Here is a 26,827-nt window from a genome sequence, read left to right on the forward strand (position 1 = left end):
CGCGACGTCTGCCCGCAGGCCTCATCCGGTGATCGCCAGCAGCGGCTGCGGCGCGACCAGGTCTTCCAGCGGGCATGGGCGGTGCAGGCTGAAGCCCTGTACCTGGCCGACGCCAGCCTCGCGCAGGCCGGGAATATCCGCTTCGGACTCGACCCCTTCGGCCACCACCTCGATCCCCAGCGCCAGGCCGACCTGGGCGATCGAATGCACCGCCGCGCGGTCCACCGCATCGTGCGCGTAATTACGCACGAACCCGCAATCGATCTTCAGCACATCCACGGTGAACTGCTTGAGGTAGCCGAACGAGGCCAGCCCGCTGCCGAAGTCGTCCAGCGCCACGTGGCAGCCGCGTGCGCGCACGCTCTGCACGAAACGCTGCGCGTGCTCCAGATCGCCGATCACCGCGGTCTCGGTGATTTCCATGCACAGCTTGGGCACCAAGGTGGGGTAGCGCTCGAACAGGGCGCAGACAAAATCCAGGAAATCCGGCTGCGCGATCGACTGCGCGGACAAATTGACGTGGCACAGGTCCAGCGTAGCCACATGCATCGGGTTGTCGGCCAGGTGCGCGCACAGGGTTTCCAGCACGTAGGCATCGACCATGCGCCCGAGCCCGTACCGCTCCACCGCCGGCAGAAACTCGCCGGGGCTCAGCACGCGCCCGTCGCGCGCGCGCATGCGCACCAGCACTTCGTACTGCACCCGCCCGGGGTCGCTGAGCACCTGGATCTTCTGCGCATACAGCAGTAACCGGCTTTCGGCGATGGCCTGCTGCACCGCGCTGATCCAGCCACCGTCATGGCGGCGGCGCGCCAATGCCAGGTCGTTTTCGCTGAAACAGCGAATCCGGTTGCGGCCTTCTTCTTTGGCCGCATAGCAGGCCAGATCGGCCGCGGTCATCAGTGCGTTGACATCGCTGGCGCCGTGGCAGACTTCCACCACGCCGAAACTGCAGCTCGGCGTCAGCGGCTTGCCATCCTGATGGCTCCACGGCTGCCCGAGCACCCCGTGCATGCGCTCCAGCAAGGCCTGCGCCTGCGCCAGATCGGTATTGGCCAGCAGGATCGCGAACTCGTCGCCGCCCAGCCGCCCCAGCCAGTCGCCCGGACGCAGCTGCATGGTGATGACATCGGCGAAGTGGCACAGGAACTTGTCGCCGACCGCATGCCCGAAGGTGTCGTTGACCAGCTTGAAATGATCCAGGTCCACGAAGCACAGCGCATGGCACAACTGTGGCGATTGCGGCAGCTCGATCAGCTTCAGCAAGCGGCGTTCGATTTCGCGGCGGTTGATCAAGCCGGTCAAGGCATCGTGGCGCGCGTGGTAGGCGACTTCGTCGGCCAGCTCGTGCGCGTGCGAGACATCTTCGATCACCGCCAGCACCAGCGTGGGTTCTTCCGGGCCGGGCTCCACCAGCGACGCGCTCCAGCGCCCCCACATCACCCCGCCATCGGCGCGCAGGAAGCGCAGCTCGCCCGATTGCAGCAGGCGCGGCCAGTCGATCATGCCGCGGCTGTCCAGCACGATGTCGTCCGGGTGCATCACCTGCGCCAGTGTGCAGGCCTGCAGTTCCTCCGGGCGATAGCGCAGGATGTTGGCCATCGAGGCGTTGGCGTCCAGCACGTGGCCTCGCAGATCGAACTTGACCATGCCCAGCGCCGCCTGCTGAAACGCGGTGCGGAAGCGGCCTTCGTGTGACAGCAGGTAATCGCGGATACGGCGCATGGCCAGCACGCAGGTGGTCAGCACCAGCAGCAGGGTGGCCAGGCTGCAGACCACCATCACATCGTGCAGCAGCCGCGCACAGCGGGTCAGCAACACCAGAAATTCCGCCGCGATGCGGCGCATGCGTGCGTCCAGCAGATGCAGCTCATCGCGCAGCGCCTGCAGGGTGCGCGGGTCGGGCGTGGCAGTGGCCTGAGCGGACGCGGCCCGGTCGGCCAGCGCATTCAGTTGCAGGATGTCGCTGTCGGTCTGCTTCCACAGCGCGATCGCCTCGCCCAGATGCGGTACACGCTGGCCGTAGCGGTACAGCCGCACCATCTGCGGCATGTCCTCACGGGCATTGCGGCCGGCGGCCAGCCCGGCGTAGACCGTGTCCCAGTCGATCACCGGCTGCTCGACCGCGATGCGCGCCGAGCGATCGCCCAGCGGCACCTCCAGCGCCCGGCAGGCCGCCTGCAGATCGGCCGGGTCGCCGCTTCCCAGATAGCGCTCCAGCCAGTAGACCGACTCCTGCTGGGCCTTGGACCAGTGGCTCTCGCCGACGATCCAGGCGGTGGCTCCGGACTGGATCTCGATCACCAGCGCCGAGATCACCGCCATCGCCACGGCCATGCCGATCAGGAGCGCCAAAGGAAGCGTCAGCCAGCCGCGCATCAGATGCAGGGTCTGCCCACCACTCTTGCTGCGTGCTGCCTGCCCCATTGCCATCCGTCCTTCGCCGCGCCGATGCGATTCAGGCGCCCAGTGGGCGCCTGAAGGCAGTAACGGCCGCAATGGCCCAGTCTGTATGGCAGGGTTCGCGTGCCGGACGACCGGTCGGGCCGTGTGCAGGCGGCGGGACGACGTCCAAGGCGGCGCTGGAACGGGCCCGGCAACGACGCCGGACTTGCTATGCGCTTATAGGCATAGCCAAATCAACCACTTGCAGCCCCTTGCCGGCTGCCGCCGGCCCTGCCCGCGCTTACTCGCCGCGCGGCTTGGGCGGGCCCTTGCGATGCGGCGCGCCGGAGCGGTCCATCGGGCGGCCCGGGCCGTTCGGACGACCGGACGGCTTGCCACCTCGCGGGAAGCGTGGCTTGGCCGCCGACGCTGCGGCTTCGCCGTCTTCCAGCTTGCGCATGTTGAGCTGCTGACCGGACACCCAGACCTTCTTCAGGTGCGTGAGCAATTCGCGCGGCATGTCGGCCGGCAGGTCCAGGATCGAGTAATCGTCCTGGATGTCGATACGGCCGATGTAGCGGCTTTCCAGGCCGGCCTCGTTGGCGATGGCACCGACGATATTGGCCGGTTTCACGCCGTGGGTGTGGCCCACTTCGATGCGATAGCTTTCCATGCCGAACTCCGGCTCGCCGCGTGGTGCCGGCTCGCGACGCGGACGCTCGCCGCCGGCATCGTCGCCGCGCGGCGGACGCGGCGCGCGCTCGCCGTCGTGGGCACGCGGACCACGCTCGAACTTCGGCTCGAAGCGCGGACGCTCGCCACGGTCGGCACGTTCGTTGCGCTCGCGCGGTGCGAACTCTTCGCGCGCACCACGCACCGGTGGGGTCAGCAGGAACGGCGCATCGCCCTGCAGCAGCTTGGCCATGGCGGCGGCGATATCGATCGCCGGTACGTTGTTTTCGGTCTCGTAGCGCTGCAGCAGATCGCGGTACATGTCGATCTGACCACCGGCCAGGGTCTCGGTGATGCGGGTCATGAAACGCGCCACGCGGGTGTCGTTGACCGCATCCACGCTCGGCAGCTGCATTTCTTCGATCGGCTGACGGGTGGCGCGTTCGATCGAGCGCAGCATGCCCTTCTCGCGCGGCGTCACGAACAGGATCGCGTCGCCGGTGCGCCCGGCACGGCCGGTACGGCCGATGCGGTGCACATAGCTTTCGGTGTCGTAGGGAATGTCGTAATTGAGCACGTGGCTGATGCGTTCCACGTCCAGACCGCGGGCGGCCACGTCGGTGGCGACCAGAATGTCCAGCTTGCCGTCCTTGAGCTGGGCGATGGTCTTCTCACGCGCGGCCTGCTGCATGTCGCCGTTGATGGCGGCCGCAGCCATGCCGCGTGCCTGCAGCTTCTGCGCCAGTTCTTCGGTGGCCGCCTTGGTGCGCGCGAAGATGATCATGCCGTCGAACTGCTCGACCTCGAGGATGCGGGTCAGCGCATCCAGTTTGTGCAGCCCGCTCACCCACCAGTAGCGCTGGCGGATGTTGGCCGAGGTGGTGGTCTTGGCCGCGATGGTGACTTCGGCCGGGTCCTTCAGATAGGTCTGCGCGATGCGGCGGATGGCCGGCGGCATGGTGGCCGAGAACAAGGCCACCTGGCGCTGCTCCGGCAGCTTCTTGAGCACGGCTTCGACGTCGTCGATGAAGCCCATGCGCAGCATTTCGTCGGCTTCGTCCAGCACCAGGGTCTTGAGCTGCGACAGGTCCAGCGTACCGCGGTCCAGATGGTCGATCACCCGGCCCGGGGTGCCCACCACCACATGCACGCCGCGCTTGAGCGCGCTCAGCTGCTGGGCATAGGGCTGGCCGCCGTACACCGGCAGCACGCGGAAGCCGGGAATGGCCTCGGCATATTTCTGGAACGCCTCGGCGACCTGGATGGCCAGCTCGCGGGTGGGCGCCAGCACCAGGGCTTGCGGCTTGACCTGGTGGAGGTCGGCGTTGGACAGCACCGGCAGCGCGAACGCGGCGGTCTTGCCGGTACCGGTCTGCGCCTGGCCGAGCACGTCGCGGCCTGCCAGCAGCGCAGGAATGGTGGCGGCCTGGATCGGCGACGGCGACTCGTAGCCAACGTTGGCGACGGCTTTCATCACAGCGTCCGAGAGGCCGAGGTCTGCAAACAGCAGCGGCGCGGAAGATTCTTGGGTCATGGGTAACTCCGGAGGCGCCGCACGGAGCCGGCAGGCGCAAAGCAGCATAGTGTGCGCCCTTAGACCCCCTCCTGTCGAAGGGCCGTGACGTTCCGTTCAGGTTGTGACGAATTGCCCGCGTCGGCGAATCATCTGTTCGACCCTTGTCATCCACCCACGCGGCCGGAACCATGTCCCTGGAAACAGACCTGCACACCCGCTTCAACGCCTTGTTGCAGCAGCACCGTGGCATCGTCCTGAAGGTCGCGGCCAGCTATTGCTGGAACCCGGACAACCGTGCCGAGCTGGCGCAAGACATCACCGCGCAGTTATGGCGTGCATTTCCCGGCTATGACACCACCCGGCGTTTTTCCACCTGGATGTACCGCATCGCCCTGAACGTGGCAATCAGCGATCTGCGCGGCCGCAGCCGCGTGCCGCACGACCCGCTTCCGCTGGAGGCGGTGGTCGACAGCATCGCCGACCCGCTGGCACGCGACCCGGCGCACGAACAGCAGGTCGCCGCGCTCTACGGCTTTATCGCGCACCTGCCGCAACTGGAACGGGCCTTGATGCTGCTGTACCTGGACGCGCACAGCTACCGCGAGATCGGCGAGGTGCTCGGCATCAGCGAGACCAACGTCGCCACGAAACTCAGCCGCCTCAAGGCGCGCATCCGCGCCGAACTCTGACCACCCCGCTTAGCCGAAGGAACACTCGATGGAACTCGACGACATGCAACGCGCCTGGCACGCGATGGAACACCGCCTGGATCAGCACACCACGCAGATCGGCCACATCAGCGGCGAACTACGTCGCCATGCGGCGCGCGCCAGCCTGCGCCCGCTGTGGCTGAGCCAATCGGCGCACTTACTGTGCGCAGTGGTGCTGCACATCCTGATCGCGCACAGCTGGCTTGCCCATACGGATCAGGCCGCGGCGATCATCGGCGGCGTGCTGCTGCAGCTGTGGAGCATTGCGCTGGCGATCTCCGCACTACGGCAGCTGCAGCTGTTGGCGCAGCTGGACTTTGCCGGACCGCTGCTGCCCACGCAGCGCGCGCTCGCGCAGTTGCGGCGCTGGCGCACGCGGGTGGCCCCGTGGCTGGGCGTGGCGTTCTGGGTGCTGTGGGTGGCGGTGGCGGACGCCGGCTGGCGCGCACTGACCGGCCTGACCCTGCCGCACGACTGGCTGCTGCTCAATCTGCTGGTGGGCGTGCTCGGCGGTATTGGTACCTGGCTCGGCTATCGACGGCTGCAGCGCAGCCGCCATCCGTGGCTGGAGCGTATCGACAACGCGCATGCCGGGCCCGGCGTCGTGCGTGCCGAAGGCATGCTCGATGAAATCGCACGCTTTCGACGCGAATAAGCGCGCAGACGCGGCCTACGACGATCGTGCAATGGATGCAGCCAGTGGCCTGGGTACCGCTGCGCCACCGATTGCAGCCGCCGGCCCCCGTCGTCTTGCCACGGTGGTGTTGTGGACGGCGACAGGCGGATAATCGCCGTCTTCCTGTCATCGAGCGCAGCATGCAATTCCTGGAATTCGACCTGGACGGCGAGTACATCGAACTCAATCAACTGCTCAAGCTGGCCGGCATTGCCGATAGCGGCGGCCAGGGCAAGGCGGTCGTCGCCAGCGGTGCCGTCAGCGTCGATGGCGTGCAGGAACTGCGCAAGACCGCGAAGATCCGCCCGGGCCAGCTGGTGCAGCTGGATGAGGTGGAGATTCGTGTGCTGGCGATGGACCCGGATGCCGACCACCCTGCATGACGCTCGTTGAGCGGCCAGCGCAACATCGCGCCGTCCCCGGATGATCCGGCGTAAGACTGCAACACGGGCGAACCGCCTGCATCGGGCGGCATCGCGCAGCACAGCCTGGCGCTTGTGATCACGCCACCCGACCCGCGATGTGGTGACGATCGACCTGGGACGGTCTTCTCGACGCGTCAGCTGCGCTGGGTCAAATGTGCCGCAATCGCCCGCCGGAAAGGAGCGATCGCATGCGCCGCACGCAGCGCGCCGCCTCGCAACACGCGCGCCGGCAGGCGGTCATCGGTGTAGAGGGCAGCCACGGCATTGGTTGCCTCGAACAAGGGCCGGGTGGCAAGGCGGTGCACGCGTTGGTAGTCATGCAACAGCCCGGCGCTGCCGATGTCGCGCCCGGCAGCGGCGGCGGCACGCACGCGCTCGGCCAGGCGCGCCTGGCTCTGCAATCCAAAGTTGAACCCGTGCGCGGTGACCGGATGCATGCCCACCGCCGCATCGCCGATCAAGGCCGCGCGCTCGGCCACGAACCGGTGCGCGTAGGCGGCAACCAGCGGATAGGCATGCCGGCTGCCGTCCTGGTGCATGCGGCCGAGGCGATGCTCGAATGCGTCACTGACGGCGGCGCTGAAGTGGTCTTCATCCAGCGCAAGCAGTGCGTTGACCTGTCGCGGCGGCAGGGTGAGCACGGCGCCGGCGCGATGACCGTGCAACGGCAACAGCGCCAGCGTCTTGCCGTAGCCAAACCATTCCCACGCCGCATGCTGATGCGGCAGCGTGTGACGCATCCGGCACACCAGCATGGTCTTGCCGAAATCGCGCAACTGCGCCCCGATGCCGAGCAGCCGCCGGGTTGTGGAAAACCGGCTGTCGGCCGCAACCAGCAGGCGCGACGACAGCCGCTGCCCGTCGGAGAGTTGCAGCTCCACCCGCCCGGCACCGTGGTACAGCGCGTGCACGCTGCAACCGCAGTGGATCTGCAGTCCATCCTGCGTCTGCACGGCCTGCCAGGCCGCGCGACGGATCAGATGATTGGGTACCAGCCAGCCCAGCGCCCCGGCAGCTGGCGCAGCCGCGGCAAAGGTCAGCGCAAAGGACGAATGCCCATCCATGACGCGCGCATCGCGCAGTGGCGAGATTGCCGTTGCGGGGAACTGCTGCCAGATGCCCAATTGCTCCAGCACGCTACGCGAGGCGTGCGTGAGCGCAATCTCGCGTCCATCGAAGGCCGGTTCGGCAAGCGACTCACGCGGCTGTTGATCGATCAGCGCGACCGACAGGCCGCTGCCGGCCAGGGCACGTGCAAAACCGAGCCCGACCGGCCCGGCGCCAATGATCGCGATATCCACCGATTGCATGCTGCGCACCCGCGACTGCCGATGCGCCCAGTCTAGACGCTATCCCTGGCCTGCCCCTTGATCAGGATCAGGCGCGCATCCACGCGTCACCAGCCCAGCAGCGCGCGCAGCAGCTTGACGATGCCCCAGAACGACACCACCCAGATTGCGCTGCGCACGTAGGGAATGCCGGCCGCATAGGCCGGCACATAGGCCACGCGCGCCCACAGATACAGCTGCACACCCAGCGCGGTGTCTGCGCTGGTGCGCCCGGCCACGCTCACCGCCAGCACGGCGGCGGCGAAGATCGGAAAGGTTTCCAGATAGTTGCGGAACGCGCGGTCCAGACGCGCCGCAACGCCGGTCAGCGGCTTGGCCTCGCCGTCGCGGGCGCTGGCGTTCCATTTGGTGCCACGCTGGGCCGTCATGCTGCCGGAGGCTGCCAGCAGCTGTACCAGGCCAAGCACCATGGCCCAGCCGAGCATCTGCAGTTCGATGGTCAATTGCATGCAAGGCTCCTAGGAAGCGGCACCATCACTTGGCCGCCGTGCGCAGGCTGTAGCCGGCAACGCGCCAGGTCTTGTCTTCGTCCAGTCGGAACGAAACCAGTTCACGCACCGGCTGCGGCGCATTGGCAAACCGGGTCGGGAAACTGACGTTGACGTACAGCCCCTCGGGCACCTGCGCGCCGGGGCCGTACTTCACCCGCGTTACCGAGCTCTGGCCGCGCCCGACCACCGCACCCAGGCGCGCACGCTCGCCAGCCAGCTGGGCGACGAAGGCGTCGCGCTTGACCGCGGTCTTGGCGACAGCGGACGCGCCGTCCCACAACGAAGCGGCCTTATTGGCATCGACCATCTGCGCCACGCGCAGGGCGGCCTGGGTCATTTCGATGTCCTGCTTGGCCACCTGGGCCTGCTGGGCGGCGCTCGAGGCGGGAGCCGGCTGCGCCGCAGACGGCCGCTGCGTGGACGGCGCTGCCTGCGTGGCGGTGACCGGGCGGCTGGACGGCTGCGGCTGTTGGGCAAACGCCAGCGCGGGAGCCAGCACAAACGCGACAAGCAAACGAGGACGGAGCATGGGACAGGGACCTTGTACGGATCGGATGGAAGAAACGGGCCGCAGCGTGCGCTGCGCTGCGCAGTCTATGGCGCGACCTGCGCAACACAAGTGCAGCTGCGGATGTCGCGATGGAATCGCTGGAAAACGTCTCGATGGTGGGTGCCAAGCGGGCGCAGGTCGGCTTGATGGGAATGAGGCGGGCAACCCATCGCGCACGCCGCATCCGAAGGCGAGAAGAGTGCCGGCCGAGCGCAGTGCCTATACCTCACCGCCCGGTGCGGGCGGCACCGTCGCCACGCTGCGTGGTCGCCACAGGCGCCAGCTGACCCAGAACGCGCGCGCGATGGCCGCAATCAAGGCCGCCAGGCTGAGCCACATCGCCAGGGTGGCTGGCCACTGCTCGTGCATTGCGGCAGCGGCCACACGCAGCAGCTCGGCCACGCCAAAGCCCACCAGCACCAGCAGGGCGGACGGCAGATATGCCAGCAAAACGCCTTTGGTCTTCCCTCGCATACTGCCCCCCGGCTCGGTTGTGTTCCGGCGACGATAGGCAGCGCCCAGTGCGATACGCGTGAAACCTGCGGCCGGCCTCAACCGTCGGCGTGGGCGGCTGACGGCGACGCCGGCACGGACTCGGCGGCCGGTTGGGCGTCCGGTGCGGCCGGTGCCTGCTCGGCGGGGGCGGCATCGCGCTGCGCGTCGGCCGCCGGGGTGGTCGGCAGGGCCGCCGCGTCGGTTTCCGCCAGCGGGCTTTCCTCCGGGCAGGCCGCATCCGGAAAGCCGAAGCGTTGCTTCAAGGCCAGGCCGCAGGCGTTGACCGCATCCAGGTCCGCGCCCTCGCCCTTGCACTTCTGGTCGAAGGCGACCAGAAACGCATCCTTGCGCCGCACGAACGCATCGCCGCACTTGCGCATCTGGCGGATCCGCTCCAGGTCGTCCTGCACGGCATTGGTGCCGTCCAGCCCGTATTCGCGCAGCTCTTCCATGGTGAGCAGGCGCAGGCTGCGGTTGGGCACCGTCATCATGAGGTCGGCCACCGCCACTGCCACGCCGTTGCGCTCCAGGTAATCCTTGACGTTGCCGTAGACCTCGCGCAACTCGCGATTGAGCTCGGCCCGCGAGGTGGCCTTGGAGCTGATCCGCATCATCCGGTGGATGCCGACCTTGCCGGCGACCAGACGGTTGTCGCCGGCGGCAAGCACGAACACGCAGGCACTATGGCAGATCGAGCCTTCGCGCACCCAGATGGTCCAGTTGGATTCGCCGATGGTGTCGCCGGCGCGGATCGCGGCCTCTACCTGCCCGCCGCTGGAATCCAGATCCAGGATGCGATGCGGCAGACGCCACTGCTCGGCCACTGCCGCCAGCCGCCATACCAGCGCGGCAAAGCCCGCGTTGATCTTGCCGGCGTAGCGCACCCGCAGCAGCCCGGTGTCGCGGCACGGCGCCAGCGCCGCTTCCACGCTGGCCCGATCCAGCGCCGGCAGCAGGGTGCCGTCGCCGGCCTCTTTTCCGTAATCGGTGGCGCAGCTGATCCAGGCCTGGCCGGCATCAAGCTCGGCCTGCGGCCAACCCGCCTCGCCTGCCTGCGTACGCGGGCGCGGAGGCGGCACCGGCTCGGGCGTATCCACCGACACCATATGGTCGCCGTCGCCGGCCTGCGCGCCGCCGTTCTGCTGCGCCATCGCGGCATCGGCGGAGGTGCTGGTGCGGTCGCACGCCGCCAGCAGAAGCAGACACGCAAGGGACAGGCAAAGCGGTTTCAACATCGGGTGCGGGCCATCGAGAGCGTGAGCGGGCTCCCAGTCTAGGGCGGACGCGCAGCATGCCCCGAACCCGACCTTAACCTGGCACCCGTCAGGCCAGTTGCCTGCATGCGTGCGCTACGAAGCATCCAGCGGCATCGCGCCCCGGCGCAGGCGGCGCTGACGTCGCGGCGGTTGCACATCGTTCGCCTCGGACGAGGCGGCATCACGCTGAGCACAGTGCTGTCCGAAAACGGCCAGCCGGGGCGATGGGCAGCGCATAGACTGGCGCCATGCAATCGCTCACGCCCGACCGGACCCAATGCGACCGCGCCCGCCTGGCGCGCGATGCGCGCTTCGACGGGCTGTTCTTTACCGCCGTGCGCAGCACCGGCATTTATTGCCGCCCGGTGTGCCCGGCGCCGGCGCCCAATCCGGGCAACGTAAGCTACTACCCCAGCGCTGCGGCGGCCAGTGCAGCCGGCTACCGGCCATGCCTGCGCTGCCGGCCGGAGCTGTCGCCGCAGGCGCAGCAGCATCTGGGCGACGAGAGCGTGCAGCGTGCCCTGGCGATGATCGCCGACGGCGTGTTGCAGGAGCAGCCGGTGCAGACCCTGGCCGATGCGGTCGGCGTAAGTGCGCGGCAATTGCAGCGGCAGTTCGTGCAGCAGCTCGGCGCCACGCCGATCCAGGTGCATGGCACGCGTCGGCTGCTGCTGGCCAAGCAACTGCTCACCGAAACCGCACTGCCGGTGACCGAGGTCGCGCTGGCCGCGGGCTTCAACAGCCTGCGCCGTTTCAATGCGGCCTTCGTACAGGGCTGCGGGATGCCGCCGTCGGCCTTGCGCAAGCAACGCGCCGAAGTCCCCGGCGGCGAACTCACGCTGCGCCTGGGCTATCGGCCGCCGCTGGACTGGCCGGCGATGCTGGCATTCTTGCGGCGCCGTGCGATCCCGGGGATCGAGCAGATCGATGCCGGCAGCTACCGGCGCGTGATCGGCACGCCCGGCAACGCCAGCGTGATCGAGGTCGCACCGGCGCCGCAGCGCGCCGAGCTGCTGCTGCGCATCGGCGCCACCGACCCACGCCGGATCCCGCAGATCGTGCGCCGCGTGCGCCGGCTGTTCGACCTGGACGCGGACCTGCAGGCCGTGCATGCCACGCTTGCCCAGGAGCCGCTGCTGGCCGAGGCGATTGCGCGCCGGCCCGGCCTGCGCGTGCCGGGGGGATGGGACGGGTTCGAAGTGGCGGTGCGTGCGGTGTTGGGCCAGCAGATCAGCGTGGCCGGTGCCACGACGCTGGCGGCGCGCCTGGTCGACCGCCACGGCGGCCAGCATGCCGACATGCCGCCAGGCCTGGACCGCAGTTTTCCCACCCCCGCGCAACTGGCCGACGCACCGCTGGAACAGCTGGGCCTGCCACGCGCCCGCGCCGCCACCTTGCGGGCGCTGGCCGGCGCCTGTGCGCAAAGGCGGCTGCAGTTCGGTGCCGGCCAGCGGCTGGTCGATTTCGTCGCGGCCTGTACTGCCCTGCCCGGCATCGGACCGTGGACCGCGCACTACATCGCCATGCGCGCGCTGTCGCATCCGGATGCGTTTCCGGCCGGCGATCTGATCCTGCAGCAGGTGCTTGGCGCGCCGGAGCGGCTGAGCGAGCGCGCCACCGAGGCGCGCTCGCAGGCATGGCGGCCATGGCGCGCGTATGCGGTGCTGCACCTGTGGCATCTGGCCGTCGATCACAAGGAACCCCGCCCATGAGCGCAGTGCGTTACGACACTTTCCCGTCGCCGATCGGCGCGCTCACCGTGGCCGCCGACCACGCTGGCGTACGCCACATCCTGTTCGCGCAGAACCGTTACGACGCGGCCGGGCGGGCGCGCTGGGTGCACGATCCGGAGGCCGCACTGGTGCGCGAGGCGCGCGAGCAACTGCTGGACTATCTGCACGGCGGGCGACGCCGTTTCGACCTGCCGTTGGCGCCGGCCGGCACGCCGTTTCAACTGGAGGTCTGGCACACGCTGGCGCAGATTCCGTTCGGCCAGACCTGGAGTTACGTGCAACTGGCGCAGGCGGTGGGGCGGCCTGCCGCCAGCCGTGCGGTGGGCGCCGCCAACAGCCGCAACCCGCTGCCGATCGTGCTGCCGTGCCACCGCGTGATCGGCGCCAATGGGGCGTTGACCGGCTTCGGCGGCGGCCTGCCGACCAAGCAGGCGTTGCTGCAGCTGGAAGGCTGGTCGCCACGCCAGAGTGCACGCGCCGACGATCTGTTCGCCCACGCACACCCGCCCCACACGCCCTGACTTCGCGACGTCATCGCCGCGCCTTACACTCGCGTGCATGATCGACCGACGTCTTGTGTTCGCCGCAATGGCCAGCGTGCTGCTCGCGGCCTGTACCTGCCAGCCTTCCGTCCGTGGCGCTGCGCCACCCTCGCCCGCTGCAGCGTCGCCCGCACAGGACGCGGCAGCCGATGCCAGCGCGCACACCTTGCTGCTGATCTCCATCGACGGGCTGCGTGCGGACATGCTCGATCGCGGCATCACCCCGCACCTGTCGCAGCTGGCGCGCGAGGGCGTGCGTGCGCGCTGGATGACGCCGTCGTATCCGTCGCTGACCTTTCCCAACCACTACACGCTGGTCACCGGGCTGCGCCCGGACCACCACGGCATCGTGCACAACAGCATGCGCGACCCGGCGCTGGGCAGTTTCTGGCTGAGCAAGCCCGAGGCGGTGGGCGATGCGCGCTGGTGGGGTGGCCAGCCGTTGTGGGTAGGCGCAGAAAACGCCGGCCTGCATGCGGCGACATGGTCGTGGCCGGGCAGCGAAGCGGCGATCCAGGGCGTGCGGCCCACCCAGTGGCGCCATTACGAAGAAGGCATCGGCCTGGAAGCACGCGTGGACACCGTGCTCGGCTGGCTGAGCGACTCCGGCGCCGCACGCAAGCGATTGGTCACGCTGTACTTCGAACACGTGGACGAAGCCGGCCATGACCACGGCCCGGAGTCGCGCGAATACGCCGACAGCGTGCGCGCGGTGGATGCCGCCATCGGCCGGCTGCTGGCCGGGATGCAGCGCGACGGCACCCGCGCACGCACCAACATCATCGTGGTGTCCGACCACGGCATGGCCGAGGTGGCGCCGGGCCATGCGATCAGCGTGGAAGACATCGCGCCGGCGACGGTGGCCACCGCGCTCACCGACGGGCAGGTGATCGGGTTTGCGCCAATGCCCGGGCAACAGGCCGCCGCCGAAGCCGCCCTGCTCGGCATGCATGCGCAGTACGACTGCTGGCGCAAGGAAGAATTGCCGACGCACTGGCATTACGGCAGCAACCCGCGCATTCCACCGATCGTGTGCCAGATGCATGAGGGCTGGGACGCATTGTTCCCGGACAAACTGGCCAGGCGCCCGCAGCAGGGCGTGCGCGGCTCGCACGGCTTCGACCCGGCGCTGCCATCGATGCGTGCGGTGTTCGTGGCGCAGGGCCCGGACCTGGCACAGGGCAAGACCTTGCCCGGCTTCGACAACGTCGATGTATATGCCTTGATGACGCGCCTGCTGGGCATTGCGGCTGCGCCGAACGATGGCAACCCGGCCACCTTGCTGCCGGCACTGCGCGTGCCGCCGGACGCCACACACTGATGCACTGAGCACACTGTTCACCGGCGACGGCCGGTGGGTGCGACAATACTGCGATGTCCGTTCCCGATCCGTCGCCGCGTCGTCTGCGGCCGTTGTTGTCCAGCGCAGGCTGGCGTCGCCGCGCAGCACTGTGGGGTGGTGCGATCGCGGTGGCTCTGGTGGCGATCGTGTTCGCCAAGGCCAGCGATGCGGCCTTCCACCTGTTCCAGCGCATCACCGCACACTCGATCTGGTGGGCACTGCTGCTGACGCCGGGCATTTTCGCCCTGCTTGCCTGGCTCACCGCCGGCGCCCTGCGTCCCACCCGTGGCAGCGGCATTCCGCAGGTCATCGCCGCGCTGGAGCATCCGGACCCGGCGTTTCGCGAGACCAACCTGTCGCTGCGCGTGTCGATCGGCAAGCTTGCCTTGACCACGTTGTCGTTGCTGGGTGGCGCCTCGGTCGGGCGCGAAGGGCCCACCGTGCATGTCGGCGCCAGCCTGATGCATGTGTTCGGGCGCTGGTTCGGCTTTCATGATCCACGCGAGCTCTCGCACTTTTTGCTGGCCGGCGGCGCCGCCGGCATTGCCGCGGCGTTCAACACGCCGCTGGCGGGGGTGGTGTTTGCGATCGAGGAATTGAGCGGGCGCTTCGAGCACCGCTTTTCCGGCACCCTGCTCACCGCGGTGATCGTGGGCGGCGTGGTGTCGCTGGGCGTGCTGGGCAACTACACGTATTTCGGCAAGGTGGCGGTGGCCTTGCCACTGGGCCAGGCCTGGCTGGCGATTGCGCTGTGTGGCAGCGTGGCCGGGCTGCTGGGCGGGATCTTTGCGCGTCTGGTGCTGGCCAGCGTCAGTGGCAAGCCGCGCTGGCTGGGCAGCCTGCGCCGGCGCCACCCGGTGCTGTTGGCGGCGTTGTGCGGCGTAGCCCTGGTCGGGTTGGCGCTGGTGTTCGGGCAAGGCGCCTTCGGGACCGGCTACGAGCAGGCACGCAGCCTGGTGCAGGGGCAGGCGGTGGTGGGGCACGAATTCGGGCTGATGAAGCTCATCGCCAATCTGGTGTCGTATCTGGCGGGAATTCCGGGTGGCCTGTTTTCACCGGCGCTGGCGGTCGGTGCCGGCATCGGCCACAACCTGTCGGTGCTGATGCCGGGCGTGGACCCGCGCACCTTCGTGCTGCTGGGCATGTGCGCCTATCTCACCGGCGTGACCCAGGCACCGCTGACCTCGGCGGTGATCTCGCTGGAGCTCACCGACACCAGCCAGATGCTGCTGCCGATCCTGGCCACCGTGTTGATTGCACGCGCGGTGTCGGGGCTGGTGTGCAAAACGCCGATTTATCGTGGGCTGGCCGAACAGTTGCTGACCCCAGCGGCGAAGAACACCGCACCGGCGGCGGACACAGCGCACTAGAGACGTTGCACCATTGAGGCGCGCAGGCTGTCTCCGATCCATCACGGACAGCCCCGGTGAATGCCATTGCGCAAGCCACTCTTGAGTGTCTTGCCTTGATTTGCAGCGGCTACCGACGGCGGTGATGCGCCGCATGGTCCACGTAGTCCAGCGTCGGTCCATGCACGCCAACAGGCAGACGAACAGCATGGTGCGCTGATGTCGGGCATAAAAAAAACGCGGCGCAAGCGCCGCGTTTCGATGTCGCGAAGTGGCTGGAATCAACCGGCCTTGGCAACGGTCTTCTTGGCAACGGCCTTCTTGGCCGGCGCCTTGACCACACCCTTCTTGGCAACCGGGGCAGCCGCACCCACGACAACCTTGCTCACCGCGTGCGAACGCGAATTGCCGTAGCTGGCGTTGTAGCGCTTGCCCTTGGCGGTCTTACGGTCACCCTTACCCATTTCGTCGACTCCTGAATGTGAATACAAATTCCCGTGCTGGCACGGGTCTGGCGAGGTTTGCACCGGCGGCGCCCTCGCGCAAGGCCGGCAAGCCTATCACGTCGGCCGCAAGGCGCGCAGCCCGACGGTAGAGCCGCCCAACGCTGGCGCCGGGCAAGCGGCCCGCCCGTGCAGCGCGCCGGTGCCTGGTCGGTAGCGGATACCCATCATGGCGATCAGGTGCCTGCGACAGCTCAAGGCGTCGCCGGGCGCACCCTGCCGACCGCCTCACGACTCAGCCGATCTCAGTGCGCGCAGCTGGCATCGTGGACATGCCCGTGCCCGTGGTTGAGACGCAGATTGACCAGATGGGCGATGCCCACCAGGGTGCCGCCCAAGGTCATCACCACCGCATGCGGCACCACCGAATGATGCAGCGGGTCGTACAGCAGACCCAGCCACAGCAACGCCAGGCCCGGCAGCAGCAATGCCAGCGCATGCAGCGCCTTGTGCCGGCGATAGCCCAGGACCAGGCTGAACAATCCCAGCAAGGTCACGAACACCACGATGGCCAGTTCCACGCCGTCCCCCAGCCAGAAAGAAAGGCCCAGCGAAGGCGCCAGGGCCAGGACCAGCGGCAGCACCGCGCAGTGCACGGCGCACAGCAGCGACCCGGTCGCACCGAAGCGGTCGAGCAGATGGCGAAGCGTGGGTAGGGGCATGACTTCCAGCAGGTACTCGCGGCGACGTGGAATAATATAACATCTTCCTTGTTCCAGCCCCGCATCACTGCATCGCGCAGGGCGGGTCTTGCCCGTCGGCGCAGCAGGCAAGCTGCGCCATCCTATTGATATACAGTAACAATTCTGAGAGTCCGGTCGATATGTCCCCCTCCCTCGTTCCCTCGCTGCGCCGCTCCGCCCTTTCGCTGGCATTGGCCGGCCTGCTGTCCCCCGCCCTGGCCATGGCAGACGACGCGTCGGCCGCTGGTGACCCGCAGACGCCACCGTCCTCGGACACCCGGCACGACGCCACGCCCTCCAGCGGCCGCCATATCAAGGATCTGGACAAGGTCGTCGTCACCGCCAGCCCGCTGCGCGATGCCGCCGGTGAGCTGAGCCGCCCGGTCGAGGTGCTGGCCGGCGAACGCCTGGACGAAGTGCGCAGCTCCAGCCTGGGCGAGACGGTGGCCAGCCTGCCGGGCGTGCAGAGTTCCAACTTCGGCCCCGGCGTGGGCCGGCCGATCATCCGCGGCCTGGACGGCCCGCGCGTGGCGGTGCTGCGCGATGGCCTGTCCACCCAGGACGTGTCCACGGTCAGCCAGGACCACTCGCCGGCGATCGAGCCGTTCCTGGCCAACCAGATCGAGGTGCTCAAGGGCCCGTCGACGCTGCTGTACGGCTCCGGCGCGATCGGCGGCGTGGTCAACGTGGTCGACGGCCGCATTGCCGAAACGCCGGTGGACGGCTTCAGCGGGCGCGCCGAAGTGCGCTTCGACGGCGGCGACAAGGACGGCAACACCGACATGTTCCGCGTCGACGCCGGCAATGGCAGCGGTCTGTCGGTTCATGCCGATGGCGTGTACCGCAACCAGAACGATTACGACACCCCGCAGGGCCGCCAGCTCAACAGCTGGATCGACTCCAAGGTGGGCTCGATCGGTGCGTCGCTGTCCGGAGACTGGGGCTTCGTGGGCCTGTCGGCATCGCGGTTCCGCGACAACTACGGCAACCCCGGCGAGCCAGGCGACCCGTCCATCGGCGAGCGCGGCGTCTCGTTGAAGCTGCAGCAGGACCGCTACGACCTCAAGGGTGGGCTGACCGATCCGTGGGGCGAAGGCAGCGCGCTGCGCTACAGCTTCGGCCACACCGATTACGCGCATACCGAGTTCGAAGGCGACGAAGTGGGCACCGTGTTCACCAAGCGCGCCAACGAAGGCCGCGTGGAAGCATCCTTCACCTTCGGCGGCGGCTGGCAGACCGCGTTCGGCCTGCAGGGCAGCGACACCACCTTCCAGGCGATCGGCGAAGAATCCTTCGTGCCCAAGACCGATACCCGCTCGCTTGGCGCCTTTGCCGTGGCACGCAACAGCTGGGAACGGGTGACCGCCGAGGTCGGCGCGCGCGTGGACAAGGTCAAGTACAAGACCGACATCGGCGTGGACCGCGATTTCACCCCGACCAGCTTCTCGGCCAGCGGCGGTTTCCGCTTCAACGAGCAGTGGCGCCTGACCGCCAACCTCGACCACGCCGAGCGCGCACCGGCCGAGGAAGAACTGTTCGCCAACGGCCCGCACATCGCCACGCTCGCCTTCGAGGTCGGCGATGCCGATCTGAAGACCGAAAAGGCCAACCAGGCCGAGCTGGGCCTGAACTTCCAGAACGAGTGGGTGGATGCCAAGGTGGCGGCGTACTACAACCGCTACAACGACTTCGTCTACATCGTCGACACCGGCGGCCAGTGGTTCAACGAAGAAGACAACGACTTCCTGCCGATCCGCCAGTGGACCCAGGCCGACGCGATCTTCCACGGTTTCGAAGGCGAAGCCACGTTCCACCTGGCCAACAACGACACCGGTGCGTGGGACCTGCGCGTATTCGGCGACACCGTGCGTGCGCGCCTGAAGGACGGCGGCAACCTGCCGCGTATCGCGCCTGGCCGTTTCGGTGCGCAGATGCGCTGGAATGCCGACCAGTGGCGCGCCTCGCTCGGCGCCACGCGCACGCTGAAGCAGGACAAGGTGGCGGTGAACGAGACCCCGACCGACGGCTACACCTTCGTCGACGCGCATCTGGCGTATCACGTGGACCACGGCAGCAACGCGTGGGAAGTGTTCCTGGACGGCAACAACCTGACCAACCAGGACGCGCGCGTGCATACCTCCTTCCTCAAGGACGACGTGATGCTTCCCGGCCGCAGCGCCTCGTTCGGCGTGCGGATGTTCTTCTGACAGCGGTCTCTCTCCCCCGCTGACTGGAAGCGAGGCCGCCTTCGGGCGGCCTCTTTTATGCGCGGTATCGACGTACCGGCGCGCAGCGCATTGGCACGGCACCGACGCAGGCAGTTGCATCCGTCACTGCATGCGACGCGTGGGACGCAGGATGTGATGGTCGCCACAGCGCAGGCACACCCTGCCATGCGAGCAGCGACACACCGAGGCCGTAGCTGCTGCGTCGCACAACAGGCTGCGGCGCATCTGGGGTTAAAACTTCATTGCACTGCGCTGACAGGGGGCGCCCAGCGACGCGACAGCGCGGGCGCGCGCATGCACTGCCTGCCGTTGCATGCGCGCCACTGCGTGGCACGGCAGCGTTCTTGCACCGAGACCAAGGAACCATGCGCATGCGTTTTTCCTCACCCCGCTACACCCTCTCGCTTGCCATCGCCGCCGTGCTGCTGGCGCCGGATGGCCACACGCAGACCGCCGCGCCCGCCGCGGGATCCCAGGACGCCACCACGCTGGATGCGGTGATCGTCAGTGGCACCGCGCGCTTCAAGGGCCTGGCCAAACGCGATGCCAGTTTTTCGATCACCACCGCCAGCCCGGAGCAGATCCAGCAGGCGGTGCCGCAAAGCACCGCCGACCTGCTCAAGATCGTGCCCGGCGTGTGGGCCGAACCGAGCGGCGGCGGCACCGGCGCCAACATCTTCGTGCGCGGCATGCCGTCCGAGGGCGATGCGCCGTTCGTGACCATGCAGCTGGATGGCTCGCCATTGTTCCCGCCGCCGACCCTGTCGTTCCTGGAAAATTCAACGCTGTTCCGCGTCGACGATACGGTCGAGCGCATGGAAGTGTTGCGTGGCGGCTCCAGCCCGATCTTCTCCAATGGCCAGCCTGGCCTCACCGTCAATTTCATCCAGAAAAAAGGCCAGGACGAACCCGAAGGCAGCGTGCGCCTGACCGGCGGCAACAACGCACTGCGTCGCATCGACGTCTTCAACAGCGGGCCGATGGGCAACGGCTGGTACTACAGCGTAGGCGGCTTTTTCCGTGAAACCGACGGCGTGCGCGACCCGCAGTTCGCTGCCGACAAGGGCGGCCAGTTCAGCGCCACCCTGAGCAAACGCTGGGACAGCGGCGAGCTGTCGTTCTATGCGCGGCATACCGACGACAACAACGCGTTCTACACCGCCATTCCATTGCTCTCGCGCAACAACGGCAACGATCTGTCCAGCTTTCCCGGCCTGAACGCGCAGACCGGCACCCTGCTCGGCCGCGACTTCCGCAACGTCGAACTGCTGGTCGGGCCCAATGGCCAGACGCTGCGGCGCGACCTGGCCGACGGGCGCGGCGTCAATATCGATGTATTCGGCGGCGAATGGAACTGGGAAAGCGGCGGCTGGACCGTTGCCGACCGCTTCAATGTGATGAGTGGCAGCGCACCGACCTATGCGCTGTTCACCGGCGACGCACCGCAGCGCTTGAGCGATTTCATTGCAAGCTACGGCAGCGGCGGTAGCGCCAGCTACACCAATGGCGGCGGTACGGTGGATGCAGGTCAACAGGTGCTCGAAGCCGGCTGGTGGTCGGTGGACAAGCGTCTGAACTCCTTCACCAACGACCTGCGCCTGAGCCGCGAGTTGTTTGCCGGCAATACGCTCACCGTGGGCGCGTATTACGCCAAGTATTCCTCGGCCGACACCTGGTACCTGGGCAACACCATGCTGCTCACGGCCCAGAACAATGCGCGCCGCATCGACGTGGCGCTGGACGACGGGCGCCAGGCCACCCGCCAGGGATTTACCAGCACGGCCTTCTTCAATTTGCGCGCGAAGTACGATGGTGAAAATATCGCCGCCTTCGTTGCCGACGAGTGGGAACTCAACGAGCGCCTGCGCCTGGATCTGGGGGCACGCTACGAGCGCCAGAGCGTCACCGGTGACGTGCACGACACCGCAACCGTCGACCTGGACGGCAACCCCGCCACGCTTTACGACAACGCCACCTCGCTGGCGCTGGCGACCACACGGCGCATCGATCAGGACGATGAAGCGTTTTCGTGGACGGCCGGCCTGAACTTCACGCTCGACCAGAACAACAGCCTGTTTGCGCGGGTCAACTCGGGGGTGAAGTTCCCCGGCTTCGACAATCTGCGCGATGGACAGAACCGCGTGCAGGAAGTGGATCAATACGAGCTGGGATTGAAGTCGGGCGCCAGCAGCTACGACCTGTATCTCACCGCGTTCTACAACACGTTCAAGAATTCGCCGTTCCAGGCATTCCTGTCCAATGGCCAGAACTTCACCGCCGTTGGCGATTCGCGCGCGCGTGGCCTGGAAGTGGAAGGCGCCATCCGCCCGTTCGGCGGCTTCGAGCTGGCCGGCACCGGGGTGTGGCTGGATGCGAACTACCGCAACTATCGCGAGTTCACCGGCAACCAGGTGATGCGCCAACCCAAGCGGCAGTTCCGGCTCACGCCGAGCTATTACTGGATGCTGCCGTTCGGCGACCTCAAGCTGTTTGCAACGTATTCGTACATCGGCGAGCGCTTTGCGGATCTGGCCAACAGCCAGCGCCTGCCGTCTTACGACATGGTCGATATCGGCGCCAACCTGCATGTGGGCGATCACTGGGAAGTGACCGCCAGCGGCAGCAACGTCACCGACACGCTGGGGCTCACCGAAGGCAATGTGCGCGTGCCCGGCGCTGCCACCGGCGGGGTGTTCATGGGCCGGCCGATCGCCGGACGGCAATACCAGATGTCGGTGGCCTACCGCTGGTGATCGGCCGCAGGTGATCCACCGCGGCCGTCCCGCGTGCTGGCACCCGGCCATCACGCGGGCCGTGCCTGGGTCGAGACCATCTGCAAGGTCGGTACGCCGGGCGCTTGCACTACTGCTTCAGCGCTACCGCGGCCTGCTCGCGGGCCGGCTACGACTCGGTGGCAACTGTATTGGACAGCTGCAGGCAGTTGCAGGGCGCTGAGGGTGTGGAGCGATCAGGCCGGAGGTGATTCCACGCGCGGCCCGGTCGTTGTGGCACGACAGCGCTCACGACAGGGATGCAGCGCGCCACGCTGTCGCCGCCGCCGTGCAGCGTGGCGCAATGGTGCAGCCCGCGTCACACCGGCAACGGGCTGCGTTCGGCGAAGTGTCCGCGCCAGTAGGGGTAATACGGATACGGCGGCTCTACTGCGCTGGCCGCATCCAGGCGGGCGCGTTGCGCGTCGGTCAGCGACCAGCCCACTGCGCCGAGGTTGTCGCGCAGTTGCGCTTCGTCGCGCGCGCCGATCAGCACCGTGCTCACGGTGGGCCGCTGCAGCAGCCAGTTGATGGCGATCTGCGGCACGCTGCGGCCGGTCTCGGCGGCGATGGCGTCCAGCACATCGACGATGTCGAACAGGCGCGCATCGTCAATGGCAGGCCCGGCTGCGGCGGTGGCGTGCAGCCGGCTATGCGCCGGCAACGGCTGGCCGCGCCGCAGCTTGCCGGTGAGCCGCCCCCAGCCGAGCGGGCTCCACACCACCGCGCCGATGCCCTGGTCGATGCCCAGCGGCATCAGTTCCCACTCGTAATCGCGCCCGGCCAGCGAATAATAGGTTTGATTGGCAACGAAGCGGCTCCAGCCGTGCGCGTCGGCCACGGCCTGCGATTTCATCAGCTGCCAACCGGCGTAATTGGACGCACCCAGATAGCGCACCTTGCCCGCGCGCACCAGGCCGTCGAGCGTGGACAGGGTTTCTTCCATCGGCGTCAACGCATCGAAGGCATGCAGCTGCAGCAGATCGATGTAGTCGGTGCGCAAACGCCGCAATGACGCTTCCACCGCACGCAACAACCGGAAGCGTGAAGCGCCGGCATCGTTGGGGCCTTCGCCCAGACGCAGGCCGGTCTTGGTCGAAACGATCACCTGATCGCGGCGGCCCTGCAGCGCCTGGCCGAGAATGTCTTCCGAAGCGCCATCGGAATACACATCGGCGGTATCGAACAGGTTGAGCCCCACGTCCAGGCACACGTCGATCATGCGCCGCGCCTGCGCCACATCGGTATCGCCCCACGCCGAAAACAGCGGCCCCTTGCCGCCGAATGTGCCGGCGCCCAGGCCGAGCACCGGAACCTTGAAGCCGGAGCGACCGAGAAAGCGTGTCTCCATTGCAGAACTCCATGAGTTGGAAGAAGACGCGATGCCGGTCAGCGCCGGCGCATCGCCAAGTCGCTGGCAAGACAGCGCACCCCGCCACCACCTGCCCGCAGCACCAGGCCTGCGGCAACGCGGAGCGTGACCGCCGCGCAGCGTCAGCGTGCCTGCAGACAACCGGCCGACCCGACAGCGCGCCGACGTTGCAGGTGCACGCTCCACAGCGCGATGGCCAGGCCAATGGCCGTCAGCAGCGCGGCGACCCACGGGGTGGCCACCAGCCCGGCCCGCGTGGCGATCACCATCCCGCCCAGCCACGCACCCAACGCATTGCCGAGGTTGAACGCTGCGATGTTCAGGCTGGAGGCCAGGTTCTGGCCGGCGCCGCGTGCATGTTCGAGCACGCGCAGCTGCAACGGCGCCACCGTGGCGAACGCGGCCACGCCCAGCAGACCGACAAACACCACCATCGCGGTCTTGCTGTGCAGGACCAATCCCATTGCCCCGAGCACCAGCACCAGGGCGGCCAGGCTGCCCAGCAACGCAGCGGTGGGGCGACGGTCGGCCAGCCGGCCACCGAGCAGGTTGCCCACGATCATGCCCACCCCGAACACCAGCAGGACCGGCGACACCGCCGCCTGCGCGAACCCGGTGACCTGCACCAGCATCGGCTGGATGTAGGTGAACACCGCAAAGACCCCGGCATAGCCCACCACCGTCATTGCCAGCGCCAGCAGCACCTGGCCGCGTGCCAGCACCGCCACTTCCTGCCGCCACGGCACCGGCGCCACCGCGCCTGCGGCCGCCGGCACCCACAGCGCCACCGCCGCAGTGGCGAGCACGCCGATGACCGCCACCGCCCAGAACGTGGCCCGCCAGCCCAGTTGCAGGCCCAGCCACGCACCGGCCGGCACCCCGAGCAGGGTGGCCACGGTGAGCCCGGCGAACATCAGCGAAATGGCCGACGCGCGCCGCTCCGGCGGCACCAGCGAGGTCGCCACCACTGCGCCCACGCCGAAGAAGGTGCCGTGGGCGAGCGAGGTCAGCATGCGCGCCACCATCAGGGTGGTGTAGTCCGGCGCCAGCGCGCAGGCCACGTTGCCGACGGTGAAGATCAGCATCAGCCCGACCAGCACCGCCTTGCGCGGCAGGCGGGCGCTGGCCAGCGTCAGCACCGGCGCGCCGACGAACACACCCAGCGCATAGCCGCTGATCAGCAGGCCGGCGGCGCTGAGCGACACGCCCAGATCGCCGGCCACCTGCTGCAGCAGGCCCATGATCACGAACTCGGTGGTGCCGATGCCGAAGGCACCGATGGTCAATGCCAGCAGTGCTGGCGGGAAACGGGAAGACGCTACAACGGACATGGGCGTTGGCCAGCAAGGATTGCCAACAGGCTGCGCCGCACCGCCCTGTGCAAACAGCCCTGTTATCCTGATTCACTTTCAACAAATGGTTGAGAATTGCATGGACCGGCTCGGCGACATCGCCTTGTTCCTGCGCGTGCTGGACCTGGGGTCGATCACGGCCGCCGCGCACAGCCTGGACCTGTCGGTGGCAGTGGCCAGCCAGCGCCTGAAGCGGCTGGAAGGCGAGCTCGGCGTGCGCTTGCTGCACCGGACCACGCGGCGCCTGCATCCGACGGCCGAAGGCCAGCAGCTGGCCGACCGCGGGCGGGTGCTGGTGGACGATCTGGAGGCGCTGGCCGACGATCTGCGTGAGAGCGCGCACGATGTCGGCGGCGTCCTGCGCATGACCTTGTCGGCCACGTTCGGACGGCAGTTCGTGTCGCCGCTGCTGACCGAATTCCAGGCGCGCCACCCGCGCCTGCGCATCAGCGCGCATCTGAGCGACGACGTGGTGGACCTGGTCAGGCAGGGCTTCGACCTGGCAATCCGCATCGGGCCGCTGGACGACTCCGGGCTGGTGGCCCGGCGCATCGCCGACAACCGCCGCACCCTCGCCGCCTCGCCCGACTATCTCCATCGCCACGGCACGCCGCGTACGCCGGACGAACTTGCGCGACACGCCGGCGTGCTGCTGATGGGCCGCGACGGCCGCCAGGATGTGTGGACACTGCAGACGCCCGACGGCGGGCTGGTGCGCGTGCGCATGCAGAGCCGCTTCGAGAGCAACCTGGGCGAACTGGTGCGCGATGCGGTGGTGGCCGGCCAGGGCATCGCCATGCATTCGTACTGGCATATCGCCGCCGAACTGCGCAGCGGTCGCCTGGTCGCGGTCATGCCCGATTACCCGCCGCCCGCCTCGCAGATCAGCGCAGTGATGCCGGCGCGCCGGCTGCAGCCACCACGGGTACGCGCGTTCGTGGACTTCCTGCTGGAGCGGTTGGGCACGCGGCCGCCGTGGGAGTGACGCACCTTGCGCGGGCGTGAGCGCCTGCGCCTGGTTTTGCGCCGCGTGACCAGGCGCGTGACACCAGCGCTGTTGAATGCAACGGCGCTGCAATGGGTTCAGCAGCAGTGCGCGACAAACGAGTGAGCGCCATGGGCCCGTCGATGATGTTGCGAAGTGCGCGCTCGGTCGACGTACAACTCGCGGTCACTGGCAATGCATGACCGCAGCCTGCAATGCGGGCAAAAACGTCATGCGACAGCCACCGCGCCGTCAACCCGCCCGCGCGGCGGCACCGCGACCGTAACGGCGTGCTGCGGGGATGACGGCCCCACGGGCGCGCACGTATCGATCGGCACGTACATCGCAGGCGTGGTCCACGCTGCACCCGCATGACGACGCAAGCGGTCACATCCGGGACATGGCGAGCACATCTGGCTGACATCTACGCTGCCCAAACTGCGCAGCGTGTTCCAGACCCCGCTGCGTTCATGACATCTTTGCCCATCAGCCGGCGACGGCTGCTGACCGGCGCGGCCGCTGCCTCCGCAGTGCTGGTGGCCGGTCAAACCACGCGTGCAATGACCACGGCGTCATCGAAGGACCGGTTTTCCTTCGTGTTCATGACAGACACGCATATCCAGCCGGAGCTCGATGCGCGCACGGGCTGCCTGGGCTGCTTTCGCCGTATTGCCAACGAGCCGGCGGACTTCGTCATCCATGGGGGAGACCACGTCTTCGATGCGCTGGAAGTCGATCGCAAGCGTGCCTACATGCTGCGCGATCTGTACTTCGAGGTGGAGAAGGAGATCGGCAAGCAGGTCTATCACACCATTGGCAACCACGACTGCTTCGGCGTGTTCCCCAGCAGCGGCGTGGAGCCCGGCAGCCTGGGCTACGGCAAGGCCTATTACACCGAGCGCTTTGGTCCGCTGTACTACGCCTTCGACCACAAGGGCGTGCACTTCATCGTGCTCGACTCGATCGGCCTGACGCCCGACCGCAGCTACGAAGGCCGGCTGGACGCGGCGCAGATGCGCTGGCTACGCGACGACCTGGCCGCACTGGCGCCGGGCACCCGCATCATCATCACCACGCATATCCCGCTGGTCACCGCGCTCGGTTGCTACGAGCCACTGTCCTGGACCCACGCGCCGCATAACTGGACCTTCGTGAGCAACGCCCGGGACGTGCTGGCATTGCTCCGTGGCCATACCGTGCTGGCAGTGCTGCAAGGCCACAGCCATGTCGCCGAAAGCGTGGTGCTCAACGGCATCACCTTCGTGACCGGCGGCGCGGTCAGCGGCAACTGGTGGCAGGGGCGCTTTCTTGGCACTGCCGAAGGCTATATGCGTGTGGATGTCGATGGCGACCGCGTGACCAGCCACTACCAACGGCTCGACTTTCAGCCCATCGATCGCCACGACGTCGACATCGGCGATGCGCAGGCGTGATGCACGCGC

The 26,827-nt window shown here is 67.9% G+C and carries 22 protein-coding genes; 11 read left to right on the plus strand and 11 right to left on the minus strand.

Annotated elements, in window-relative coordinates; translation table 11 throughout:
- Positions 1–21: 21 nt before the first annotated feature.
- Positions 22–2,427: a bifunctional diguanylate cyclase/phosphodiesterase gene (locus RZV17_RS13560; protein WP_147423581.1), complete on the minus strand. Its 2,406-nt coding sequence runs from the start codon at positions 2,425–2,427 to the stop codon at positions 22–24.
- Between the two features lie 259 nt (positions 2,428–2,686).
- Positions 2,687–4,591 (minus strand): DEAD/DEAH box helicase, encoded by a 1,905-nt coding sequence (locus tag RZV17_RS13565; protein WP_355604156.1) that lies wholly within the window; start codon positions 4,589–4,591, stop codon positions 2,687–2,689.
- 170 nt (positions 4,592–4,761) lie between these two features.
- Between RZV17_RS13565 and RZV17_RS13570 the strand changes: the two genes are divergently transcribed.
- The 3 genes from RZV17_RS13570 to RZV17_RS13580 all read left to right on the plus strand — a co-directional run bounded on the left by RZV17_RS13570 (position 4,762) and on the right by RZV17_RS13580 (position 6,342).
- Positions 4,762–5,262, plus strand: coding sequence for a sigma-70 family RNA polymerase sigma factor (locus RZV17_RS13570; RefSeq protein WP_355604160.1), 501 nt, complete (start codon positions 4,762–4,764; stop codon positions 5,260–5,262).
- A gap of 28 nt (positions 5,263–5,290) precedes the next feature.
- Positions 5,291–5,938: a hypothetical protein gene (locus RZV17_RS13575; protein WP_355604162.1), complete on the plus strand. Its 648-nt coding sequence runs from the start codon at positions 5,291–5,293 to the stop codon at positions 5,936–5,938.
- 161 nt (positions 5,939–6,099) lie between these two features.
- On the plus strand, positions 6,100–6,342 hold the full coding sequence (locus RZV17_RS13580; RefSeq protein WP_355604165.1) for an RNA-binding S4 domain-containing protein: 243 nt from the start codon (positions 6,100–6,102) through the stop codon (positions 6,340–6,342).
- Between the two features lie 176 nt (positions 6,343–6,518).
- Here RZV17_RS13580 and ubiM read toward each other — a convergent pair whose 3' ends face one another.
- The 5 genes from ubiM to RZV17_RS13605 form a co-directional block, all read right to left on the minus strand.
- A complete protein-coding gene (gene ubiM, locus RZV17_RS13585) occupies positions 6,519–7,694 on the minus strand; it encodes a 5-demethoxyubiquinol-8 5-hydroxylase UbiM (protein WP_228314091.1) in 1,176 nt (391 codons plus the stop codon).
- Between the two features lie 86 nt (positions 7,695–7,780).
- Positions 7,781–8,182: an MAPEG family protein gene (locus RZV17_RS13590; RefSeq protein ID WP_039411317.1), complete on the minus strand. Its 402-nt coding sequence runs from the start codon at positions 8,180–8,182 to the stop codon at positions 7,781–7,783.
- Positions 8,183–8,207: 25 nt separating this feature from the next.
- Positions 8,208–8,753, minus strand: coding sequence for a DUF4019 domain-containing protein (locus tag RZV17_RS13595; protein WP_184385019.1), 546 nt, complete (start codon positions 8,751–8,753; stop codon positions 8,208–8,210).
- 240 nt (positions 8,754–8,993) lie between these two features.
- Positions 8,994–9,248, minus strand: coding sequence for a hypothetical protein (locus RZV17_RS13600; protein ID WP_047695669.1), 255 nt, complete (start codon positions 9,246–9,248; stop codon positions 8,994–8,996).
- Positions 9,249–9,325: 77 nt separating this feature from the next.
- Positions 9,326–10,504 carry a hypothetical protein gene (locus RZV17_RS13605; protein ID WP_166748983.1) on the minus strand — a complete coding sequence of 393 codons (1,179 nt, stop codon included), beginning with the start codon at positions 10,502–10,504 and terminating at the stop codon, positions 9,326–9,328.
- 269 nt (positions 10,505–10,773) lie between these two features.
- Between RZV17_RS13605 and RZV17_RS13610 the strand changes: the two genes are divergently transcribed.
- From RZV17_RS13610 to RZV17_RS13625, 4 genes are read left to right on the plus strand one after another with little or no spacing between them, the layout of a single operon-like run.
- On the plus strand, positions 10,774–12,237 hold the full coding sequence (locus tag RZV17_RS13610; RefSeq protein WP_104580548.1) for a DNA-3-methyladenine glycosylase 2: 1,464 nt from the start codon (positions 10,774–10,776) through the stop codon (positions 12,235–12,237).
- The gene (locus tag RZV17_RS13615) at positions 12,234–12,779 is read left to right on the plus strand and encodes a methylated-DNA--[protein]-cysteine S-methyltransferase (protein ID WP_104580549.1); all 546 of its coding nucleotides are present in this window, start codon (positions 12,234–12,236) and stop codon (positions 12,777–12,779) included. The genes RZV17_RS13610 and RZV17_RS13615 overlap by 4 nt, the downstream gene beginning before the upstream one ends.
- A 37-nt stretch (positions 12,780–12,816) precedes the next feature.
- Complete coding sequence (locus RZV17_RS13620; RefSeq protein WP_355604171.1) at positions 12,817–14,121, plus strand: ectonucleotide pyrophosphatase/phosphodiesterase; 1,305 nt, start codon at positions 12,817–12,819, stop codon at positions 14,119–14,121.
- 53 nt (positions 14,122–14,174) lie between these two features.
- Entirely contained in the window at positions 14,175–15,512 is a 1,338-nt protein-coding gene (locus RZV17_RS13625; RefSeq protein WP_355604174.1) for a chloride channel protein, read from the plus strand.
- 260 nt (positions 15,513–15,772) lie between these two features.
- Here RZV17_RS13625 and RZV17_RS13630 read toward each other — a convergent pair whose 3' ends face one another.
- Together RZV17_RS13630 and RZV17_RS13635 are read right to left on the minus strand one after the other, a co-directional pair.
- Positions 15,773–15,955 (minus strand): 30S ribosomal protein THX, encoded by a 183-nt coding sequence (locus RZV17_RS13630; protein ID WP_008571876.1) that lies wholly within the window; start codon positions 15,953–15,955, stop codon positions 15,773–15,775.
- A 284-nt stretch (positions 15,956–16,239) separates the two neighbouring features.
- The gene (locus tag RZV17_RS13635; protein WP_039411298.1) at positions 16,240–16,656 is read right to left on the minus strand and encodes a MerC domain-containing protein; all 417 of its coding nucleotides are present in this window, start codon (positions 16,654–16,656) and stop codon (positions 16,240–16,242) included.
- 161 nt (positions 16,657–16,817) lie between these two features.
- Here RZV17_RS13635 and RZV17_RS13640 point away from each other — a divergent pair, with 161 nt between their 5' ends.
- Positions 16,818–18,884: a TonB-dependent receptor gene (locus tag RZV17_RS13640; RefSeq protein WP_355604178.1), complete on the plus strand. Its 2,067-nt coding sequence runs from the start codon at positions 16,818–16,820 to the stop codon at positions 18,882–18,884.
- A gap of 392 nt (positions 18,885–19,276) precedes the next feature.
- Positions 19,277–21,658: a TonB-dependent receptor domain-containing protein gene (locus RZV17_RS13645; protein WP_355604181.1), complete on the plus strand. Its 2,382-nt coding sequence runs from the start codon at positions 19,277–19,279 to the stop codon at positions 21,656–21,658.
- A gap of 337 nt (positions 21,659–21,995) precedes the next feature.
- Here the strand turns inward: RZV17_RS13645 and RZV17_RS13650 are convergent, their stop codons facing one another.
- Together RZV17_RS13650 and RZV17_RS13655 are read right to left on the minus strand one after the other, a co-directional pair.
- Complete coding sequence (locus RZV17_RS13650) at positions 21,996–23,027, minus strand: aldo/keto reductase (RefSeq protein WP_355604184.1); 1,032 nt, start codon at positions 23,025–23,027, stop codon at positions 21,996–21,998.
- A gap of 143 nt (positions 23,028–23,170) precedes the next feature.
- On the minus strand, positions 23,171–24,379 hold the full coding sequence (locus RZV17_RS13655) for an MFS transporter (protein WP_355604187.1): 1,209 nt from the start codon (positions 24,377–24,379) through the stop codon (positions 23,171–23,173).
- Between the two features lie 100 nt (positions 24,380–24,479).
- Here RZV17_RS13655 and RZV17_RS13660 point away from each other — a divergent pair, with 100 nt between their 5' ends.
- Both RZV17_RS13660 and RZV17_RS13665 read left to right on the plus strand, forming a co-directional pair.
- Entirely contained in the window at positions 24,480–25,385 is a 906-nt protein-coding gene (locus RZV17_RS13660) for a LysR family transcriptional regulator (RefSeq protein ID WP_355604190.1), read from the plus strand.
- Positions 25,386–25,855: 470 nt separating this feature from the next.
- Complete coding sequence (locus RZV17_RS13665) at positions 25,856–26,818, plus strand: metallophosphoesterase (protein WP_355604193.1); 963 nt, start codon at positions 25,856–25,858, stop codon at positions 26,816–26,818.
- Positions 26,819–26,827: the final 9 nt, after the last annotated feature.

It is taken from the genome of Xanthomonas cannabis (assembly GCF_040616535.1).
Classification (GTDB): Bacteria; Pseudomonadota; Gammaproteobacteria; order Xanthomonadales; family Xanthomonadaceae; genus Xanthomonas; species Xanthomonas cannabis.

Coding starts and splice junctions, on each gene's coding strand:
- RZV17_RS13565 (WP_355604156.1), bottom strand. CDS start 4,591: ATGACCCAAGAATCTTCCGCGCCGCTGCTGTTTGCAGACCTCGGCCTC.
- RZV17_RS13660 (WP_355604190.1), top strand. CDS start 24,480: ATGGACCGGCTCGGCGACATCGCCTTGTTCCTGCGCGTGCTGGACCTG.
- RZV17_RS13640 (WP_355604178.1), top strand. CDS start 16,818: ATGTCCCCCTCCCTCGTTCCCTCGCTGCGCCGCTCCGCCCTTTCGCTG.
- RZV17_RS13665 (WP_355604193.1), top strand. CDS start 25,856: ATGACATCTTTGCCCATCAGCCGGCGACGGCTGCTGACCGGCGCGGCC.
- RZV17_RS13615 (WP_104580549.1), top strand. CDS start 12,234: ATGAGCGCAGTGCGTTACGACACTTTCCCGTCGCCGATCGGCGCGCTC.
- RZV17_RS13630 (WP_008571876.1), bottom strand. CDS start 15,955: ATGGGTAAGGGTGACCGTAAGACCGCCAAGGGCAAGCGCTACAACGCC.
- RZV17_RS13610 (WP_104580548.1), top strand. CDS start 10,774: ATGCAATCGCTCACGCCCGACCGGACCCAATGCGACCGCGCCCGCCTG.
- RZV17_RS13580 (WP_355604165.1), top strand. CDS start 6,100: ATGCAATTCCTGGAATTCGACCTGGACGGCGAGTACATCGAACTCAAT.
- RZV17_RS13635 (WP_039411298.1), bottom strand. CDS start 16,656: ATGCCCCTACCCACGCTTCGCCATCTGCTCGACCGCTTCGGTGCGACC.
- RZV17_RS13605 (WP_166748983.1), bottom strand. CDS start 10,504: ATGTTGAAACCGCTTTGCCTGTCCCTTGCGTGTCTGCTTCTGCTGGCG.
- RZV17_RS13645 (WP_355604181.1), top strand. CDS start 19,277: ATGCGTTTTTCCTCACCCCGCTACACCCTCTCGCTTGCCATCGCCGCC.
- RZV17_RS13625 (WP_355604174.1), top strand. CDS start 14,175: ATGTCCGTTCCCGATCCGTCGCCGCGTCGTCTGCGGCCGTTGTTGTCC.
- RZV17_RS13620 (WP_355604171.1), top strand. CDS start 12,817: ATGATCGACCGACGTCTTGTGTTCGCCGCAATGGCCAGCGTGCTGCTC.
- RZV17_RS13570 (WP_355604160.1), top strand. CDS start 4,762: ATGTCCCTGGAAACAGACCTGCACACCCGCTTCAACGCCTTGTTGCAG.
- RZV17_RS13600 (WP_047695669.1), bottom strand. CDS start 9,248: ATGCGAGGGAAGACCAAAGGCGTTTTGCTGGCATATCTGCCGTCCGCC.
- ubiM (WP_228314091.1), bottom strand. CDS start 7,694: ATGCAATCGGTGGATATCGCGATCATTGGCGCCGGGCCGGTCGGGCTC.
- RZV17_RS13575 (WP_355604162.1), top strand. CDS start 5,291: ATGGAACTCGACGACATGCAACGCGCCTGGCACGCGATGGAACACCGC.
- RZV17_RS13560 (WP_147423581.1), bottom strand. CDS start 2,427: ATGGGGCAGGCAGCACGCAGCAAGAGTGGTGGGCAGACCCTGCATCTG.
- RZV17_RS13590 (WP_039411317.1), bottom strand. CDS start 8,182: ATGCAATTGACCATCGAACTGCAGATGCTCGGCTGGGCCATGGTGCTT.
- RZV17_RS13650 (WP_355604184.1), bottom strand. CDS start 23,027: ATGGAGACACGCTTTCTCGGTCGCTCCGGCTTCAAGGTTCCGGTGCTC.
- RZV17_RS13655 (WP_355604187.1), bottom strand. CDS start 24,379: ATGTCCGTTGTAGCGTCTTCCCGTTTCCCGCCAGCACTGCTGGCATTG.
- RZV17_RS13595 (WP_184385019.1), bottom strand. CDS start 8,753: ATGCTCCGTCCTCGTTTGCTTGTCGCGTTTGTGCTGGCTCCCGCGCTG.